The organism is Bacillus jepli, assembly GCF_047238305.1.
In the GTDB taxonomy this organism is placed as follows: Bacteria; Bacillota; Bacilli; order Bacillales; family Bacillaceae_L; genus Ferdinandcohnia.
Genome location: NZ_JBDFMO010000001.1, coordinates 1,069,557 through 1,086,300 on the forward strand (window position 1 = coordinate 1,069,557; position 16,744 = coordinate 1,086,300).

Annotated in this window: 17 protein-coding genes; 16 read left to right on the forward strand and 1 reads right to left on the reverse strand. The window is 37.5% G+C overall.

Annotated features, from left to right (window positions below):
* Positions 1-4: 4 nt before the first annotated feature.
* From rnpA to ABC371_RS05575, 10 genes are all read left to right on the forward strand, one after another.
* Entirely contained in the window at positions 5-352 is a 348-nt protein-coding gene (gene rnpA, locus ABC371_RS05530; protein WP_136381722.1) for a ribonuclease P protein component, read from the forward strand.
* Between the two features lie 139 nt (positions 353-491).
* Complete coding sequence (gene spoIIIJ / locus ABC371_RS05535; protein ID WP_412895870.1) at positions 492-1,265, forward strand: YidC family membrane integrase SpoIIIJ; 774 nt, start codon at positions 492-494, stop codon at positions 1,263-1,265.
* Positions 1,262-1,882 (forward strand): RNA-binding cell elongation regulator Jag/EloR, encoded by a 621-nt coding sequence (jag, locus tag ABC371_RS05540; protein ID WP_412895871.1) that lies wholly within the window; start codon positions 1,262-1,264, stop codon positions 1,880-1,882. The genes spoIIIJ and jag overlap by 4 nt, the downstream gene beginning before the upstream one ends.
* A 319-nt stretch (positions 1,883-2,201) precedes the next feature.
* On the forward strand, positions 2,202-3,578 hold the full coding sequence (mnmE, locus tag ABC371_RS05545; RefSeq protein WP_412895872.1) for a tRNA uridine-5-carboxymethylaminomethyl(34) synthesis GTPase MnmE: 1,377 nt from the start codon (positions 2,202-2,204) through the stop codon (positions 3,576-3,578).
* A gap of 72 nt (positions 3,579-3,650) precedes the next feature.
* On the forward strand, positions 3,651-5,534 hold the full coding sequence (mnmG, locus tag ABC371_RS05550) for a tRNA uridine-5-carboxymethylaminomethyl(34) synthesis enzyme MnmG (RefSeq protein WP_412895873.1): 1,884 nt from the start codon (positions 3,651-3,653) through the stop codon (positions 5,532-5,534).
* Between the two features lie 18 nt (positions 5,535-5,552).
* The gene (gene rsmG, locus ABC371_RS05555; RefSeq protein ID WP_412895874.1) at positions 5,553-6,269 is read left to right on the forward strand and encodes a 16S rRNA (guanine(527)-N(7))-methyltransferase RsmG; all 717 of its coding nucleotides are present in this window, start codon (positions 5,553-5,555) and stop codon (positions 6,267-6,269) included.
* Positions 6,270-6,426: 157 nt separating this feature from the next.
* Positions 6,427-7,329, forward strand: a complete 903-nt coding sequence (gene noc, locus ABC371_RS05560) for a nucleoid occlusion protein (protein ID WP_412895875.1) — start codon at positions 6,427-6,429, stop codon at positions 7,327-7,329.
* 436 nt (positions 7,330-7,765) lie between these two features.
* A complete protein-coding gene (locus ABC371_RS05565) occupies positions 7,766-8,527 on the forward strand; it encodes a ParA family protein (protein ID WP_136381896.1) in 762 nt (253 codons plus the stop codon).
* On the forward strand, positions 8,520-9,380 hold the full coding sequence (locus tag ABC371_RS05570; RefSeq protein WP_412895876.1) for a ParB/RepB/Spo0J family partition protein: 861 nt from the start codon (positions 8,520-8,522) through the stop codon (positions 9,378-9,380). The genes ABC371_RS05565 and ABC371_RS05570 overlap by 8 nt, the downstream gene beginning before the upstream one ends.
* A gap of 95 nt (positions 9,381-9,475) precedes the next feature.
* Positions 9,476-10,213, forward strand: coding sequence for a DUF554 domain-containing protein (locus tag ABC371_RS05575; protein WP_412895877.1), 738 nt, complete (start codon positions 9,476-9,478; stop codon positions 10,211-10,213).
* A gap of 27 nt (positions 10,214-10,240) precedes the next feature.
* Here ABC371_RS05575 and yyaC read toward each other — a convergent pair whose 3' ends face one another.
* Positions 10,241-10,858 carry a spore protease YyaC gene (gene yyaC / locus ABC371_RS05580; protein ID WP_412895878.1) on the reverse strand — a complete coding sequence of 206 codons (618 nt, stop codon included), beginning with the start codon at positions 10,856-10,858 and terminating at the stop codon, positions 10,241-10,243.
* Positions 10,859-10,993: 135 nt separating this feature from the next.
* On the opposite strand from yyaC, the gene ABC371_RS05585 reads away from it, so the two are divergent.
* The 6 genes from ABC371_RS05585 to ssb all read left to right on the forward strand — a co-directional run bounded on the left by ABC371_RS05585 (position 10,994) and on the right by ssb (position 16,721).
* Positions 10,994-12,013 carry a YkvI family membrane protein gene (locus tag ABC371_RS05585; RefSeq protein WP_412895879.1) on the forward strand — a complete coding sequence of 340 codons (1,020 nt, stop codon included), beginning with the start codon at positions 10,994-10,996 and terminating at the stop codon, positions 12,011-12,013.
* Positions 12,014-12,059: 46 nt separating this feature from the next.
* The gene (locus tag ABC371_RS05590) at positions 12,060-12,257 is read left to right on the forward strand and encodes a DUF951 domain-containing protein (protein WP_412895880.1); all 198 of its coding nucleotides are present in this window, start codon (positions 12,060-12,062) and stop codon (positions 12,255-12,257) included.
* Between the two features lie 123 nt (positions 12,258-12,380).
* Positions 12,381-14,387, forward strand: coding sequence for a molybdopterin-dependent oxidoreductase (locus tag ABC371_RS05595; RefSeq protein ID WP_412895881.1), 2,007 nt, complete (start codon positions 12,381-12,383; stop codon positions 14,385-14,387).
* Between the two features lie 119 nt (positions 14,388-14,506).
* On the forward strand, positions 14,507-15,607 hold the full coding sequence (ychF, locus tag ABC371_RS05600) for a redox-regulated ATPase YchF (protein WP_412895882.1): 1,101 nt from the start codon (positions 14,507-14,509) through the stop codon (positions 15,605-15,607).
* Positions 15,608-15,806: 199 nt separating this feature from the next.
* Entirely contained in the window at positions 15,807-16,094 is a 288-nt protein-coding gene (gene rpsF, locus ABC371_RS05605) for a 30S ribosomal protein S6 (protein ID WP_116354461.1), read from the forward strand.
* A 60-nt stretch (positions 16,095-16,154) separates the two neighbouring features.
* Positions 16,155-16,721 carry a single-stranded DNA-binding protein gene (ssb, locus tag ABC371_RS05610; RefSeq protein WP_412895883.1) on the forward strand — a complete coding sequence of 189 codons (567 nt, stop codon included), beginning with the start codon at positions 16,155-16,157 and terminating at the stop codon, positions 16,719-16,721.
* Positions 16,722-16,744: the final 23 nt, after the last annotated feature.

Genomic DNA, 16,744 nt, shown 5'->3' on the forward strand with positions numbered 1-16,744 from the left:
AATAATGAAAAAAGAATACCGTATAAAAAAGAATCAAGATTTCCAAACGGTGTTTAAAGCAGGAAAGTCATCAGCCAACCGGCAATTTATTGTCTACGTCTATCATAGGGAAGAGTTAGAGCATTTCCGCATTGGCTTATCCGTCAGTAAAAAGATTGGAAACGCTGTTACTAGGAATCGTATTAAACGATTGATTCGTCAATTCTTTCTTGAGCACAAAGAACAGGTTCAAATTAAGGATTATGTGATCATTGCCAGGAAGCCTGTTGCCGAGATGAGTTATGAAGAAGTAAAGAAAAGCTTACTTCATGTACTAAAGGTGGCAAAAGTGTTAAAAAAAGTCCCAAAATAGTGGATTTTTTCAAAGGAAAGAAAGAAATTTTACTATAAAGATGGTAGAATACAAGGGTACATATTGATTTTTCTTCGAATGAATATGTTTCATAATATATATTTACCTTTAGGATATTTAGAACTAGGAGGAAAAGTAGTTGAAAAGGCGAATATTATTAATAAGTGCGCTAATAGGATTGATTCTTCTTTTATCTGGTTGTTCTCAAATCAATGATCCGATTACAGCGGAAAGCACAGGGTTTTGGAACAAATACTTTGTTTATCCTTTATCTTGGCTGATTACTTATTTTGCTGAACTTTTTAGCAACAACTATGGTTTAGCAATTATCATTGTTACGCTATTAATTCGTTTTGCTTTATTGCCATTAATGATTAAACAAACAAAGAGTTCAAAAGCAATGCAAGCAATTCAACCTGAGCTAAAAGCACTTCGTGAAAAATACAGCTCAAAGGACCAAGCAACTCAACAAAAACTGCAACAAGAGACTATGCAGCTATTCCAAAAGCATGGTGTCAATCCTCTGGCAGGTTGTTTCCCGCTATTGATTCAGATGCCAATCTTAATTGGTTTCTACCATGCGATTATGAGAACTAGAGAAATCGCTGAGCACAACTTCTTATGGTTTGACTTAGGTGAGTCAGATCCATATTATATTCTTCCTTTAGTTGCTGGTGTGACGACATTTATCCAGCAGAAGATTACCATGATGGGCATGGATAACAACCCACAAATGGCAATGATGCTATGGTTAATGCCAATCATGATTGTTGTCTTTGCGATCAGCTTCCCAGCAGCATTATCTTTATACTGGGTAGTGGGTAACATCTTTATGATTGTTCAAACGATTTTAATTAAAGGTCCAGATATTAGAGCAGCAAAAACTGGAAATGCGGGAGGAGCCAAAAAGTGAAACAGGTAACTGCTACAGGGCAAACCGTCGATGAAGCAGTAGAGTCAGCTTTAGCTCAACTAAGTACAACAAGAGACCGCACCGAAATTCAAATCATCGATGAGGGTAAAAAAGGAATATTTGGGATTTTTGGAACAAAGCCAGCTGTTGTAAAAGTAACTGTGAAAATTGACCCAGTCGAAGAGGCACAAAAGTTTTTAGAAAAGGTTATTTCATCAATGGGTGTTCAAGCGAAATTGGATGTTGTTCGAAATGGAAAGAATGTGACATTCCAATTATCCGGTGAAAAAATGGCTGTTTTAATAGGAAAAAGAGGCCAAACCTTAAATTCATTACAGTATTTAACACAACTGGTTGCGAATCGATTTTCAGACCATTATTTAAACATTACGGTGGATGCTGAAAACTATCGAGGTCGTCGAGAAGAAACCTTGGTTCAATTAGCAGAAAGACTTGCTGATAAAGTAGGTCGAACAAAGCAAGATGTTAAATTAGAGCCAATGCCATCCTACGAACGAAAGGTTATTCATACTGCTCTTGCAGATCATGCGAAGGTTAAAACATCTTCAAGTGGTTCAGATCCAAACCGTTATATTGTGATATCACCAGTAAAATAAATTGAGAAGAAGCCTAGGCGTATGTGCCTAGGTTTTTTTGTGCGCTTTTTTAATAGGGGAAGGGACCTGGTCTTTTTAAAGAACGAACTGTTATATTACAGGAATTACGTTTAATGTGCACATGAATGAATTCTTCATTATTGTTATTCACATGTGGATAAGATAAAATGGAGTGTAGTTTATTTTGGGAAAACTAGAATTTGTTTTCCGTGTGGATAAATAGGCAATACTAGTAAAAAGAGCATTAGGAAAAAGTTATTCACAGATTAAGCGAAAAAGCACAAATCAATGGAATGTTGATATATAAGAAGGTGAAAAAATGGAGTTTGATACAATAGCGGCCATCTCAACTCCAATGGGTGAAGGAGCAATTGCTATCGTTCGATTAAGTGGGGATGAAGCGATTGATATAGCAAACCGAGTATTTAAAGGGAAAAATTTAAAAGAGGTTGACTCACATACGATTCATTATGGACATATTGTAGATCCAGATACAAACCAAGTCGTAGAGGAAGTAATGCTAACCTTGATGAGAGGACCTAAGACCTTTACGAGAGAGGATGTAGTTGAAATCAATTGCCATGGTGGACTCGTATCGGTAAACCGCGTTCTTCAGTTGGTTCTTACCAATGGAGCAAGACTAGCTGAGCCTGGGGAATTTACAAAGCGTGCCTTTTTAAATGGTCGGATAGATCTCTCGCAGGCAGAAGCAGTTATGGATTTAATCCGTGCAAAGACTGACCGTGCGATGAATGTAGCAATTGGTCAAATGGAAGGGAAGTTATCTACCCTTATCAATCGTTTGCGTCAAGAATTGCTTGAAACATTAGCACATATTGAAGTGAATATAGATTATCCTGAGTATGATGACGTGGAAGAAATGACCCATCGTGTGTTACTCGAAAAAGCCAGCAAAGTACGCGTGGAAATCATCAAATTATTAGAAACCTCAAACCAAGGGAAAATTTTACGAGAAGGCTTATCTACTGTTATTATAGGTAGGCCGAATGTTGGAAAATCGTCTTTATTAAATAGCCTCGTTCATGAAAATAAGGCAATTGTAACAGATATTCCAGGGACAACTCGGGATGTGATTGAAGAATATGTCAATGTTCGAGGGGTTCCATTACGTCTTGTCGATACTGCAGGAATCCGTGAAACTGAGGATATCGTGGAACGTATTGGTGTTGAACGCTCACGTGAGGTTTTGAAAAAGGCGGATCTTATTTTACTTGTGTTAAACTATGGGGATGAGTTGACGGAAGAGGACGAGCGTTTATTTGAAGCTGTTTCAGGTATGGATTCAATCATCATCATTAACAAAACAGATCTTCCGCAAAAGATAAATATGGAAAAGGTTAAGGAGCTTGCTAAAGACAATCCAATCGTTACCACCTCTTTACTAGAGGAAAAAGGAGTAGATGCTTTAGAAGAAGCGATTTCCTCCCTGTTTTTTACTGGTAATGTCGAAGCAAATGATTTAACATATGTTTCTAACTCTCGTCATATCGCCTTGTTAACGCAAGCAAAAAAATCAATTGAAGATGCGATTACAGGCGTGGAATCTGATCTACCAATAGACATGGTTCAAATTGATTTAACAAGAACATGGGAACTATTAGGGGAAATTGTCGGAGATGCTGTTCACGAAAGTTTAATCAATCAGCTATTTTCACAATTTTGTTTAGGAAAATAGAAATTAAACATGAGTTCAAATGGTGTCTTTTTCTGTCACTTTTTGAACATCCTTTAAGAGGAGGAAGTAACATTGAGCTATGATGCCGGTAATTACGATGTCATCGTCATCGGTGCAGGTCATGCGGGTAGTGAAGCTGGTTTAGCTTCTGCTCGTCTAGGTGCCAAGACACTGATGATTACAATCAATTTAGATATGGTCGCATTTATGCCATGTAACCCATCCATAGGTGGACCTGCCAAAGGAACTGTTGTTCGTGAAATCGACGCCTTGGGCGGTGAAATGGCCAAAAATATAGATAAAACACATATTCAAATGAGAATGCTAAACACAGGGAAGGGTCCTGCTGTTCGTGCTTTACGTGCGCAAGCAGATAAGTTTTCCTATCAACATGAAATGAAAAGAACATTAGAAAATGAACCGAATTTAACCCTTGTCCAAGGAATGGTGGAACGTCTAATTGTTGAAGATGATGTGTGTAAAGGTGTAATTACGAAAACTGGTGCCACCTACCATGCCAAAACAGTTGTTATTACAACAGGTACATTTTTACGTGGCGAAATCATTATTGGTGAATTAAAGTACTCAAGTGGACCAAATAACCAACAGCCATCTATTAAGTTATCTGAGCAACTTGATGAGTTAGGCTTCAATTTAGTGCGTTTTAAGACGGGTACACCACCACGTGTGAATAGTCATACGATTGACTACAGTAAAACAGAAATCCAACCTGGTGATGAAACACCTAGGGCTTTTTCATATGAAACAGTCAAATACATCACCGATCAGCTTCCATGCTGGTTAACATATACGAGCGAAAAAACACATCAAATCATTGATGAAAATTTACATCGTTCTCCTATGTACTCCGGAATGATTAAAGGTACTGGGCCACGATACTGCCCATCCATAGAGGATAAAGTAGTACGGTTCCATGACAAACCAAGACATCAAATTTTCCTTGAGCCAGAGGGAAGAAATACGCAGGAGGTCTATGTTCAAGGCCTTTCTACAAGCTTACCTGAAGACGTACAACATCGTTTGATTGCGTCTGTTCCAGGACTTGAAAATGCCCAAATGATGAGACCGGGATATGCGATCGAATACGATGCGATTATCCCGACCCAACTTTGGCCAACACTTGAAACGAAAAAAATCAAAAACCTTTATACAGCGGGTCAAATAAATGGAACATCTGGGTATGAGGAAGCGGCAGCTCAAGGGATTATGGCTGGTATTAATGCAGGACGTCGTGCTCTTGATAAAGAGGAAGTTATTTTAAGCCGTTCAGATGCTTATATCGGTGTACTTATTGATGATTTGGTTACAAAAGGTACAGCTGAACCCTATCGACTCTTAACTTCTCGTGCGGAATATCGTTTACTTCTTCGCCACGATAATGCAGATCTACGTTTAACAGAGCTTGGTTATGAAATTGGGTTAATTCCTGAAGAAAGATATCAAAAGTTCTTAGATAAAAAAGCAGCTATTGAACAAGAAATGGAACGTCTTCAAGGTATACGAATTAAACCAACAGATGAAGTACAAGAACTAATTCGCTCAGTTGGTGGAAGTGAGTTAAAGGATGGCATTTTAGCATCAGATTTATTAAAACGACCTGAAATGACGTATGAGCATATTCGTAAATTAGCTCCTAGTAATCAAGAGATTCATCCTGATGTAGCGGAGCAAATTGAGATTCAGATCAAGTATGAAGGATATATTCAAAAATCCTTACAGCAAGTTGATAAGTTAAAGCGGATGGAAGATAAAAAAATCCCAGAAAATATTGATTATGACGCTATTTCTGGTTTAGCAAATGAAGCTAGAGCGAATTTGAAAGAAGTACATCCTTTGTCACTTGCTCAAGCCTCTAGGATTTCAGGTGTAAATCCAGCTGATATTTCCATTCTGCTCGTATACCTTGAGCAAGGGAAAATTGCACGGGTAAACTAATTGGGGAAGGAAACGAAAATGGACACTTCATTATTTACATCTATGTTGGAGGAGAAGGGGATTTCCCTTTCTCCAACCCAACTAAATCAGTTTGAAACCTATTATAAAATATTAGTTGAATGGAATGAAAAAATGAACCTTACGGCGATTACAGAGAAGCCTGAGGTATATTTAAAGCATTTTTACGATTCGATTTCAGCTTCATTTTATTATGATTTTACAAAGGAATATTCGATTTGTGACGTAGGAGCGGGTGCGGGATTCCCAAGTATCCCTTTAAAAATCTGTTTTCCGAATTTAAAAATTTCCATTGTCGACTCTCTTCAAAAGCGAATTACTTTCCTTAACGAGCTTTCAAAGGAGCTACAGCTTGATCATGTGGCCTTTTATCATGATCGTGCCGAAACCTTTGGGCAAAAGGGAGAAATTCGGGAATCCTTTGATATTGTAATGGCAAGAGCTGTCGCTAGAATGTCTGTATTAAGTGAATTATGTTTACCACTTGTGAAGGTAAATGGAACATTTATCGCAATGAAGGCTGCCTCCGTAGCAGAAGAGCTAGAGGAAGGGAAGAAAGCCCTCACTACACTAGGTGGCAACCTAGAAGAGGTACATCACTTTTTATTACCGATTGAAAATAGTGACCGAAACATTGTAATCATCGAGAAGAAGAAACCAACACCAAAAAAATACCCTCGTAAACCAGGGACACCAAATCGTTCACCTATTAAATAATCTGTGGTGGACGATTTTATTACATGTATATCATTTGTAAGCCCCACGAATTAGTAGAAAGATAGTAAGATTTTTGTAAAATTCATGTTATAATAGAAGGAATGAGAGAGTAAATAGAGAATACGTATTAGTGGGAGTTCTAAGGGGTGGTGGAATTATGAAACATCCATTTTCACGATTATTTAGCATCGGTGAAAAAGATGATAAACAACAAATGAATCAAGAACAGGTGGTAGAAGCACAATTAGAGGATTCAATAGATGATGAAGAGACACACCTGGAGGAAGTACGACAAATTCCGATAAATGAGATTGTTCCAAACCGATATCAACCGAGAACTGTTTTTGCAGAGGATAAAATAAAAGAGCTTGCATTAACCATACGTACACATGGGATCATCCAACCAATAGTTGTTCGACAATTTGCTGATAATCAATATGAAATCATTGCTGGTGAACGACGTTGGAGAGCCGTTCAGACTCTTGAATGGGAGACAATTCCAGCAATTATTAAAGAATTCAATGATGCAGAAACCGCATCCGTTGCGTTGATCGAAAACCTACAACGAGAAGAATTATCAGCGATTGAAGAAGCGTATGCTTATGCTAGATTACTAGAATTACATAACCTTACACAGGAAGCGCTAGCTCAGCGACTAGGGAAAGGGCAGTCCACAATCGCAAATAAGCTGCGTTTATTAAAGTTGCCTGAAGAAGTCCAACAAATGCTAATGCAAAAGAAGCTTACAGAGCGTCATGCAAGAGCCTTAATTCCGCTTAAGGATCCAGAAAAGCAAATTAAACTGATGCATGACATTATTGAAAAAGAACTAAATGTTAAGCAAACAGAAGATCGCGTCGTGAAAATCCTTGAATTAGAAAAAGAGCGAAAGCGACCAAAGCCAAAATTCAAAGCAGTCAGTCGCGATATGAGAATCGCAATGAATACGATTCGTCAATCATTAACAATGGTTGAGGAAAGTGGTGTCAACTTAAATACAGAAGAGGAAGAATTCGATGACTATTTCCAATTTACGATACGAATTCCCAAAAAAAAATAAACAAATCCATTTCCTTACCTTTTCGGGGTGAGGGAATTTTTTTTGATTAGGTTCTTAAACTGTTTTTTGCGAACAACTTAGAAAAAACATACCATTTATCATAGGAAATGTTTCACGTGAAACATTTTTTATAAAAAAAGATAAACCCTATCATTTTTTCGTGATAGAATAGTAAAAGTGATAGTATAAACTTATTCAGTTGGCAAACCTCAACCGAATAAGTTTAAGCCTCTGGCAGATGCCACAGATTTTCAAAGGAAATTTTCGAACTTAGGATCAAAGACGAAGAACGCCACTTCCTGTGGCAACGTCTTTGTGACCCACCTCCAGTGGGCCTAAAAATCTGGGCACAAATACGCCAAGGCGCATTTGATAAAAACCCTCACTTTGTAAAAAAATGTAGATAAGTAGTTTATAAGTGAAAGTAGGTGACATCGTGGGGAAAATCATCTCAATTTCTAACCAAAAGGGTGGAGTAGGGAAAACTACTACTTCTGTTAACCTTAGCGCATGTTTAGCTTATGTCGGAAAGCGTGTTTTACTTGTTGACATTGACCCTCAAGGGAATGCGACAAGTGGTTGCGGCATAGAAAAAGCAAACGTAGATCAATGCATCTATGATGTGCTTGTTGATGATGTAGAAGCGAAGGATGTTACAGTTCCAACGACAGTTGAAAATTTATATATGATTCCAGCAACAATCCAATTAGCGGGTGCTGAAATTGAGTTAGTGCCGACTATTTCTCGCGAGGTTCGTCTGAAAAGAGCCTTAGATGAAGTTAGAGACCAATATGACTATATTATTATTGACTGTCCACCATCATTAGGTCTGTTAACATTAAATGCATTAACAGCTTCTGATACAGTGATCATTCCAGTTCAGTGTGAATATTATGCACTTGAGGGCCTAAGTCAGCTTTTAAATACCATTCGTTTGGTTCAAAAACATCTTAATACAGATTTAATGATTGATGGAGTACTTTTAACTATGCTTGACGCAAGAACAAACTTAGGTATTCAAGTCATTGATGAAGTTAAAAAGTATTTCCAAGACAAAGTTTATAAAACAATTATTCCAAGAAATGTACGATTAAGTGAAGCTCCAAGTCACGGAGAACCAATCATCATCTATGATCCAAAATCAAGAGGTGCTGAAGTATACTTAGATCTTGCAAAGGAAGTGATTGTGAATGGCTAAGGGGTTAGGTAAAGGTTTTAATGCTTTATTTCCAACCATGGACGAAGTAGGTAAAGAAGAGGTTGTAAAAGAGATTAAAGTTAGTGAGTTAAAGCCAAATCCATATCAACCAAGAAAGACATTTGAGCCAGAGGCAATTGCTGAGCTAAAGGAGTCCATACTTACACATGGAGTTTTGCAACCTTTAATTGTCAGAAAAACGATTAAGGGATATCAAATTGTGGCAGGTGAGAGACGATTCCGTGCTGCAAAAGAGGCAAAGCTAGCAACAGTTCCTGTTGTTGTTAGAGAGCTTGATGAGCAACAAATGATGGAAATTGCATTACTCGAAAATCTTCAGCGTGAGGATTTATCACCAATTGAAGAGGCCTTTGCTTACCAATCCTTATTGGACAATTTAAAAATCACACAAGAACAGCTTTCAAAAAGAGTAGGAAAAAGTAGACCCCATATTGCAAATCACCTTCGTCTTTTATCTCTACCTAAACATGTACAAATTTTAATTTCTGAAGGAAAATTGTCCATGGGACATGGACGTACATTATTAGGACTTAAAAAGAAGGAAAAATTGAATGCGATTGTTGATAAGGTCATTGCTGAGGAGTTAAATGTTCGTCAATTAGAAGCGTTGGTTAATCAACTGAATCAAAATGTTCCACGTGAAACATCTAAACCACCAAAAAAGGAAAAGGATGTCTTTATTAAAGAACAAGAGTCGTTCCTCCGCGAACGTTTTGGTACATCTGTAACGATTAAACAAACGAAGAAAAAGGGAAAAATTGAAATTGAGTTCTTTTCAAATGAAGATCTTGAAAGAATTCTTGAACTGTTAGAATCACCAAAAATCTCATAATGACCAATAAAAAACCTGCATGTTTTTATTTAATCAAATAAGACTGTGCAGCGTTTTTTATTACATACAAATTTATATACTAGGGGAAATGAAAATTGGTTTTGTTAGGGACGATTGTAAATGGGTTGTGTATTGCAGCTGGAACCTTATTGGGAAAGGTATTACACAGAATTCCCGAAAAGATAAAAACAACGGTTATGCATGGAATTGGACTTGCTGTTTGTTTGCTTGGAATTCAAATGGGACTAAAAAGTGAACAGTTCCTAATTGTTATTTTTAGTTTAGTATTTGGTGGTATTCTCGGTGAATGGTGGGGTCTTGAAGACAAATTAAATACATTAGGTAGATGGATTGAAAAGAAGGTTGGCTCCTCATCAGGTGAGGGCACAATTGCAAAGGGTTTCGTTACAGCTACCTTGATATTTGTAATAGGTGCAATGGCAATCATTGGGGCCCTTGATAGTGGATTACGTAATGATCACCGTGTTCTTTATACAAAGTCCATTCTAGATGGATTTACAAGTTTAATATTATCGACAACGTTAGGTATTGGTGTACTGTTTTCTGCAGTGCCTGTTATACTGTATCAAGGCTCTATTGCTTTATTTGCGACACAAATTGATAAATGGGTTCCAGCTGAGCTTATGGACTCGTTTATTGTCGAAATGACTGGAGCGGGCGGCCTAATGATTATTGCAATTGGGACAAATTTATTAGGCATAACGAATATACGTGTTGCCAATCTATTACCAGGTATTTTAGTAGTCGCGATTCTCGTAACTTTGTTGTATTTTTGGGATTCTATTATCTATTTCGCGCAAGCTATTATTTAAACCTCTTCTATGACAGAAGAGGTTTTTTTATAGGGTAAATCGCTCCTTCTCGATTGGGTCGAGTTCCATCTTTCGAAGATACTTATGTTCAGCCCTATAAATACCATTTGAAATGGTATCAGCTAGTTTCATAACTAAATTTAATCTTGTATTCTGTAGGACGAAAAACTCCATAAATCCACTGACATTTACAATCCCTGTAATATGCATGTCACCAATAGGGGTTAATTCCTTATTTACGCCCGCACCAGGTTTGATTGGCCCTTCGCCAATAGTAATGAACCCTACGCTCTTTAATCGGCCAAGACAGGCATCTATTCCAATAATAAAGGGATCTGAATAATTCTGTTTCATTTCCTCAATTTTATCTTGAAGATTAACTGCATGAATAGGTTCGTCCAATGTGCCATATACATGAAAGTGGGACAGTCCTTTTTCGATAATTTTTGAACCGATTAAGGGCCCAAGACAGTCGCCAGTGGAACGGTCTGTGCCAATGCAAAAGATAACAATTGGCTGATCGGTCTTAGGTGGGAGCATCGAATTGATTTTTAAGGCAATTTGGTGATCGGCTAATTCATGGTCATGTGAAATTCGAAAAGGTTCATTTTTTAGATGGTCAAATAATTTGTATCTTAGATTCATAGGTTTTTCACCCCTTTTTAACTGTAGTAACAGTATACGGAAGAATCTTATATTCTATACATCTGAAAAATAATCTTTAGCTTGTATGTTGGTCGTTTTAGTAGATAGAGGAATTATGAGCGGCGGGGGGATTGTATGTTTCAAGCAGGAATTCGGTGGATGTTTCTAATTTTAGGTACGGCTATTGGTGCAGGGTATGCATCAGGTAGAGAAATTTGGCAGTTTTATGGTGAACAGAGTGGTCTGGCTATTATTTTTTTTACATTTATTTTTATCATTTGTTGCTATATCATAATGAAAATTAGTTATGAAAAAAAAGCAGAACATTTTGTGCCGGTATTAAAAGAACTAGTAGGGGAAAAGGTTTCACATGTATATGATGTCATTACGATTCTATACTTATTTTCGACGACAGTCGTAATGTTAGCTGGTGGTGGTGCTACTTTAGAATTGTTTAATATCACGTTTTGGTGGGGCATTTTAATTTTTGGTTTTTTCCTTGTTTTGGTGTTTTTATGGAATATTAATGGCCTGGTCTCGATAAATATGGCAATTATTCCTGCCTTAATTATTTTTTTAATCACGGTTTTGTTTATTTTCTTAACATCTGGTGGAAAGGAATTCTCATTTAATCTCCAAGAGCAAAGCAACTGGCCATCTGCCTTTACGTTTACAGCACTTAACATTTTACCACTTGTTGCTGTGTTAGGCGCAATTGGAAAAGAAATGAAGTCAAAAGGTGAGGCATGGGTTGCGAGTATTGGAAGTGGTTTGTTTTTAGGTGTTATAACTTTTATTTATAATGAAGCACTCATTGAGGTGGCACAGGAAATAATGCTATATGAAATTCCATTGTTTGTGATTCTGAAGAACTTTCCTTATGTAGCGGTGTTTATTATGTCCATTCTCTTATTTGGTGCGATATTCACAACCGCGGCATCAGGGTTATTAGGATTATCCACACGTTTTAAGGAAAAAATGAAAATGCCGTTGTGGATAATTGCGATTTTGCTGATTTTACTGATGATCCCCTTTACCACTTTTGGCTTTTCAACCCTTGTTTCAATTTTATATCCAATATATGGAATTGCAAATTTATATTTATTAGCTGTTATTTTACTTTATCCGATTGTAAATCGCTACAATTTCAAATGATTTCTTGGTACAATACAATAAATATGAAGGATAAAGGGTGAATGTCATGGTTGAAAAAGACTACGGATTACATGATATTGTTGAAATGAAGAAACCTCATCCGTGTGGAACAAATAAATGGAAAATCATTCGACTGGGGATGGATATTCGAATAAAATGTGAAGGTTGTGCGCATAGCGTACTCATTCCACGAAAAGAATTCGGACGAAAATTAAAAAAGATTTTAGTAAAGCATGAGGAATAGAGCCTCATGTTTTTTTATTGGGAAGAGTTGCATTTAAGTGCTAAATCTTTTTTGTAGTATTTTAAAAAAGGTGATTTATAATATAGGATATGATATTTGGATCTACGTGGGGAGATGAGTGGATTGGCCACATTTAAATCTGCATGTCCATTAAATTGTTGGGATAGCTGTGGTTTTGTTGTTGAAGTAGAAGATGGAAAAATTATTAAAATAGATGGCGATAAAGAACATCCAATTACAAAGGGGAAGATTTGTGGCCGAGGCCGTATGTTGGAAGCAAGAACAAACTCTGATGAACGGATTCTTTATCCTTTGAAAAAAATAGATGGAGAGTTTCAGAGAATTACGTGGGAGCAGGCTTTAACTGAAATTTCAGCGAAACTTGCAGATGTGAGACAGAAATATGGTTCTACTGCTGTATTACATAGCCATGACTATGCAAATGGAGGACTATTAACAAAAATCCCGGATCGCTTTTTTAATTGTTTTGGTGGTGCTACTGAACTAATTGGAAGCATCTGCTGGGGTTCCGGAATTGAAGCTCAAAATTGGGATTTTGGAAATGCGGCAAGTCATGCTCCAGATGATATATACAATAGTAAAAATGTAGTTATTTGGGGAAGAAATGTAACCCGAACAAACATGCATCTTTTCGCTAATTTACAGGAAGTGAAAAAGAAGGGTGCCAACTTAATTGTCATTGATCCTATCTATAATGGTACGGCTAAAATTGCACATTCATACATCTCCATTACTCCAGGAATGGATGGGTTCTTGGCGATTGGAATTATGAAGGAAATGCTTCGCCTAGGGCTACAAAATCAAGATTTTATTGAAAACTATACAATTGGTTTTGAAGATTTAGTCGATGTAATAGATTCAGTATCAATGGAACAAATCGAGAAAATAACAAATGTTCCACGTGAAACAATTACACATTTAGCACATGTTTATAGTGATGGTCCAACAACGACCTATATGGGATTAGGAATGCAGCGTTACGCTAATGGGGGAAATACAATCCGTTTAATTGATGCCCTTGTTGCAATTAGTGGGAATGTTGGAATTCCTGGTGGTGGTGCAAATTTTGGTAATACACAGGTTGGCCAAAGCTTTAATAGTGATGCATTGACTCTCCCTGAGAGAAAAAAGGAAACAAGAGCATTTGTAATGGCTGAACAAGCGAAAAAAATCTTAACGGCTTCAGATCCGCCAATCAAAATGATTATGGTATCATGTGGGAATCCGTTGACACAGGTGCCAAACACAGCACTTGTGGAGGAAGCTTTTCAGTCAGTAGACACGGTTGTTGTACTAGAACAGTTTATGACCGACACAGCAAGATTGGCTGATTATCTGCTACCATCAGCGACCGTTTTTGAGGAAGAAGATATTTACTATTCCTCCATGTATCATCATTTTGTTAATTATGGACCAAAGCTAGTCGAAGCCCGTGGTGAAGCAAAATCAGATGTATGGATTTGGACAGAACTAGCAAAAAAGCTAGGCTTTGGAGAAGATTTTGACTATACAAGAGAAGAGTTTATCAAAATGGGAATGGGTTCATTACAGGATGAAGGAATTACTTTTGACGTAATTAAAGAGAAAAACCATGTTCCACTTCCAGTACAGCTTGTACCTTGGCACGATTATCAATTTAAAACTCGATCGAAAAAATTTGAATTTACTTCATCGCTAGGGGAGACAAAAGGGTATGATGGACGTTTGAAAATCTCATATCCAAGAGAATCCATTCATTCAAACCAAAATCTAGCCCAAAAATACCCATATTCACTTTTAACGATTCATCCTTTACGCTCAAATCATTCACAAAATTATCACTTGATTGAAGGATTGCAATCAGTAAAGGTTGAAATCTCAAAGGATATTGCAGAGCAAAAGGGTCTAGAGCCAAATGATAGAGTGAGAGTGTTTAATGATCGTGGAGAAATTACAGGAAAGGTTCAGATTTTAAAGGACTCAGCTCGAAATATCGTTTGCATTGATGAAGGACAATGGCATCTTTTTGGTGGTAGTGTAAATCAACTGACTTCACATGAGGTTTCCGATAATGGGCTTGGGAGTACGTTATATGATTGCCTTGTTGGAATTGAAAAGATTATCGAATAGATATTTGGTATACTTACGAAAGCCGTTTCTAGCCGAAACGGCTTGTGTTTTTGATGAGGAATATCTATAATTGTTGAAGGCTAGTTAGTATGTTACGGATAAGAGGAGTGGAATAATCAATGGCGTTAACAGCAGGTATCGTTGGTCTTCCAAATGTCGGAAAATCAACTCTTTTTAATGCAATTACTCAAGCAGGCGCAGAATCAGCGAACTATCCGTTCTGTACAATCGACCCAAATGTGGGGATTGTTGAGGTTCCAGATGAGCGTTTAAATAAATTAACAGAATTAGTACAACCCAAAAAGACTGTTCCAACAACTTTTGAATTTACGGATATTGCAGGAATTGTTAAAGGTGCCAGCAAAGGGGAAGGTCTTGGAAATAAGTTTTTATCACATATCCGTCAAGTGGATGCAATTTGTCATGTTGTACGTTGTTTTGCAGATGATAATATTACACACGTAGCGGGCAAGGTAGATCCAATTGCTGATATTGAGACAATCAATTTAGAACTTATTTTAGCGGATTTGGAGTCAGTAGATAAGCGTATTGATCGTGTTGCGAAGCTTGCAAAGCAAAAGGATAAGGATGCTGTTGCAGAACACGAAGTACTTGTTATGTTAAAAGAAGCATTTGAAAATGAACAACCAGCTCGTGCAATTGAATTTACAGACGAACAAATGAAGTATGTAAAAGGCATGCATTTATTAACAAGTAAACCAGTTTTATACGTTGCCAATGTTGGTGAAGATGATGTAGCTGAACCTTCTTCAAACGAGTATGTTCAATCGGTTCGTGAGTTTGCAGAAAAAGACAATGCTGAAGTTATTGTAATTTGTGCGAAAATCGAGTCAGAGATCGTTGAGCTTGACGGAGAAGAAAAGGAAATGTTCCTTGAAGAGTTGGGAATTGAGGAATCTGGACTTGATCAATTAATTCGTACTGCGTATCATTTATTAGGTCTTGCTACGTATTTTACAGCTGGTGTACAAGAGGTAAGAGCATGGACGTTTAGAAAAGGAATGAAAGCTCCACAGTGTGCAGGGATCATTCACTCTGATTTTGAGAGAGGGTTTATCCGTGCAGAGACAGTATCGTATGAAGATTTGCTTGCAGGTGGTTCGATGACTGCTGCTCGTGAGGCAGGTAAGGTACGTCTTGAAGGGAAAGAATATGTTGTTCAAGATGGAGATGTCATTCATTTCCGATTTAATGTATAAGGTATGTGTAAAGTAGCCACAGGACGAGTTCTCGTTTTGTGGTTTTCTTTTAAAAAAGTTGGACGCAGCTGAATAAAGTTAAACATTTCTTGCCTACAATTTATTCATGTGATATAATATTTTTCTGTGAGTAATTGAAAAAATTGCTCCTTGCTCTTTTTAGATAAAGAGCCGTTAGTCCAAAAGGAGGTGTAACGTGATGAGAAAATACGAAGTTATGTATATCATCCGTCCAAACATTGATGATGAAGCGAAAAAGGCTTTAGTTGAGCGTTTTAATGGCGTTTTAACTGACAATGGTGCGGAGATTACAAACGTAAAAGAATGGGGTAAGCGCCGTTTAGCTTATGAAATCAATGATTTCCGCGATGGTTATTACATGATTCTTAACGTAGTGTCTAACGCTGAAGCTGTTAGCGAATTCGATCGTTTAGCGAAGATCAGTGAAGACATTATCCGTCATATCGTTGTTAAAGAAGAAGAATAAGAATAAGAATATTTTAGAGTATAGACTCTGTTTCAATATCCTGTTAAGGAGATGGTTCTGATGATGAATCGCGTAGTTCTCGTTGGGAGACTTACAAAGGATCCGGAATTACGGTATACCCCAAGTGGAGTTGCAGTTGCAACCTTCACACTCGCAGTAAATCGAACATTTACGAATCAGTCAGGCGAACGTGAAGCTGACTTCATTAATTGCGTTGTATGGCGCCGACCCGCTGAAAACGTGGCGAACTTTCTGAAAAAGGGAAGTTTAGCAGGCGTTGATGGTCGTCTTCAAACGAGAAATTATGAAGGTCAAGATGGCAAACGCGTATATGTTACTGAGGTTGTAGCAGAAAGTGTTCAATTCCTTGAACCTCGAAATGCAAATGACCAACAGCGCAGCGGTGGAGGTAACTTTGGTGGCAATAATGGCGGAGGCTATGGTGGTAATCAAGGTGGCTACGGTGGCAACCAGGGTGGAAGCCAAGGCGGTGGCCAAGGTGGATACTCTCCATTTGGACAGAGTCAGAACCCAAATCAAAACCAAGGACCTACAAGAGTAGACCAAGATCCATTTGCGAATGATGGACAACCCATCGATATTTCAGACGATGATCTTCCATTCTAACTTGTAAGTTAATCTATAAAATG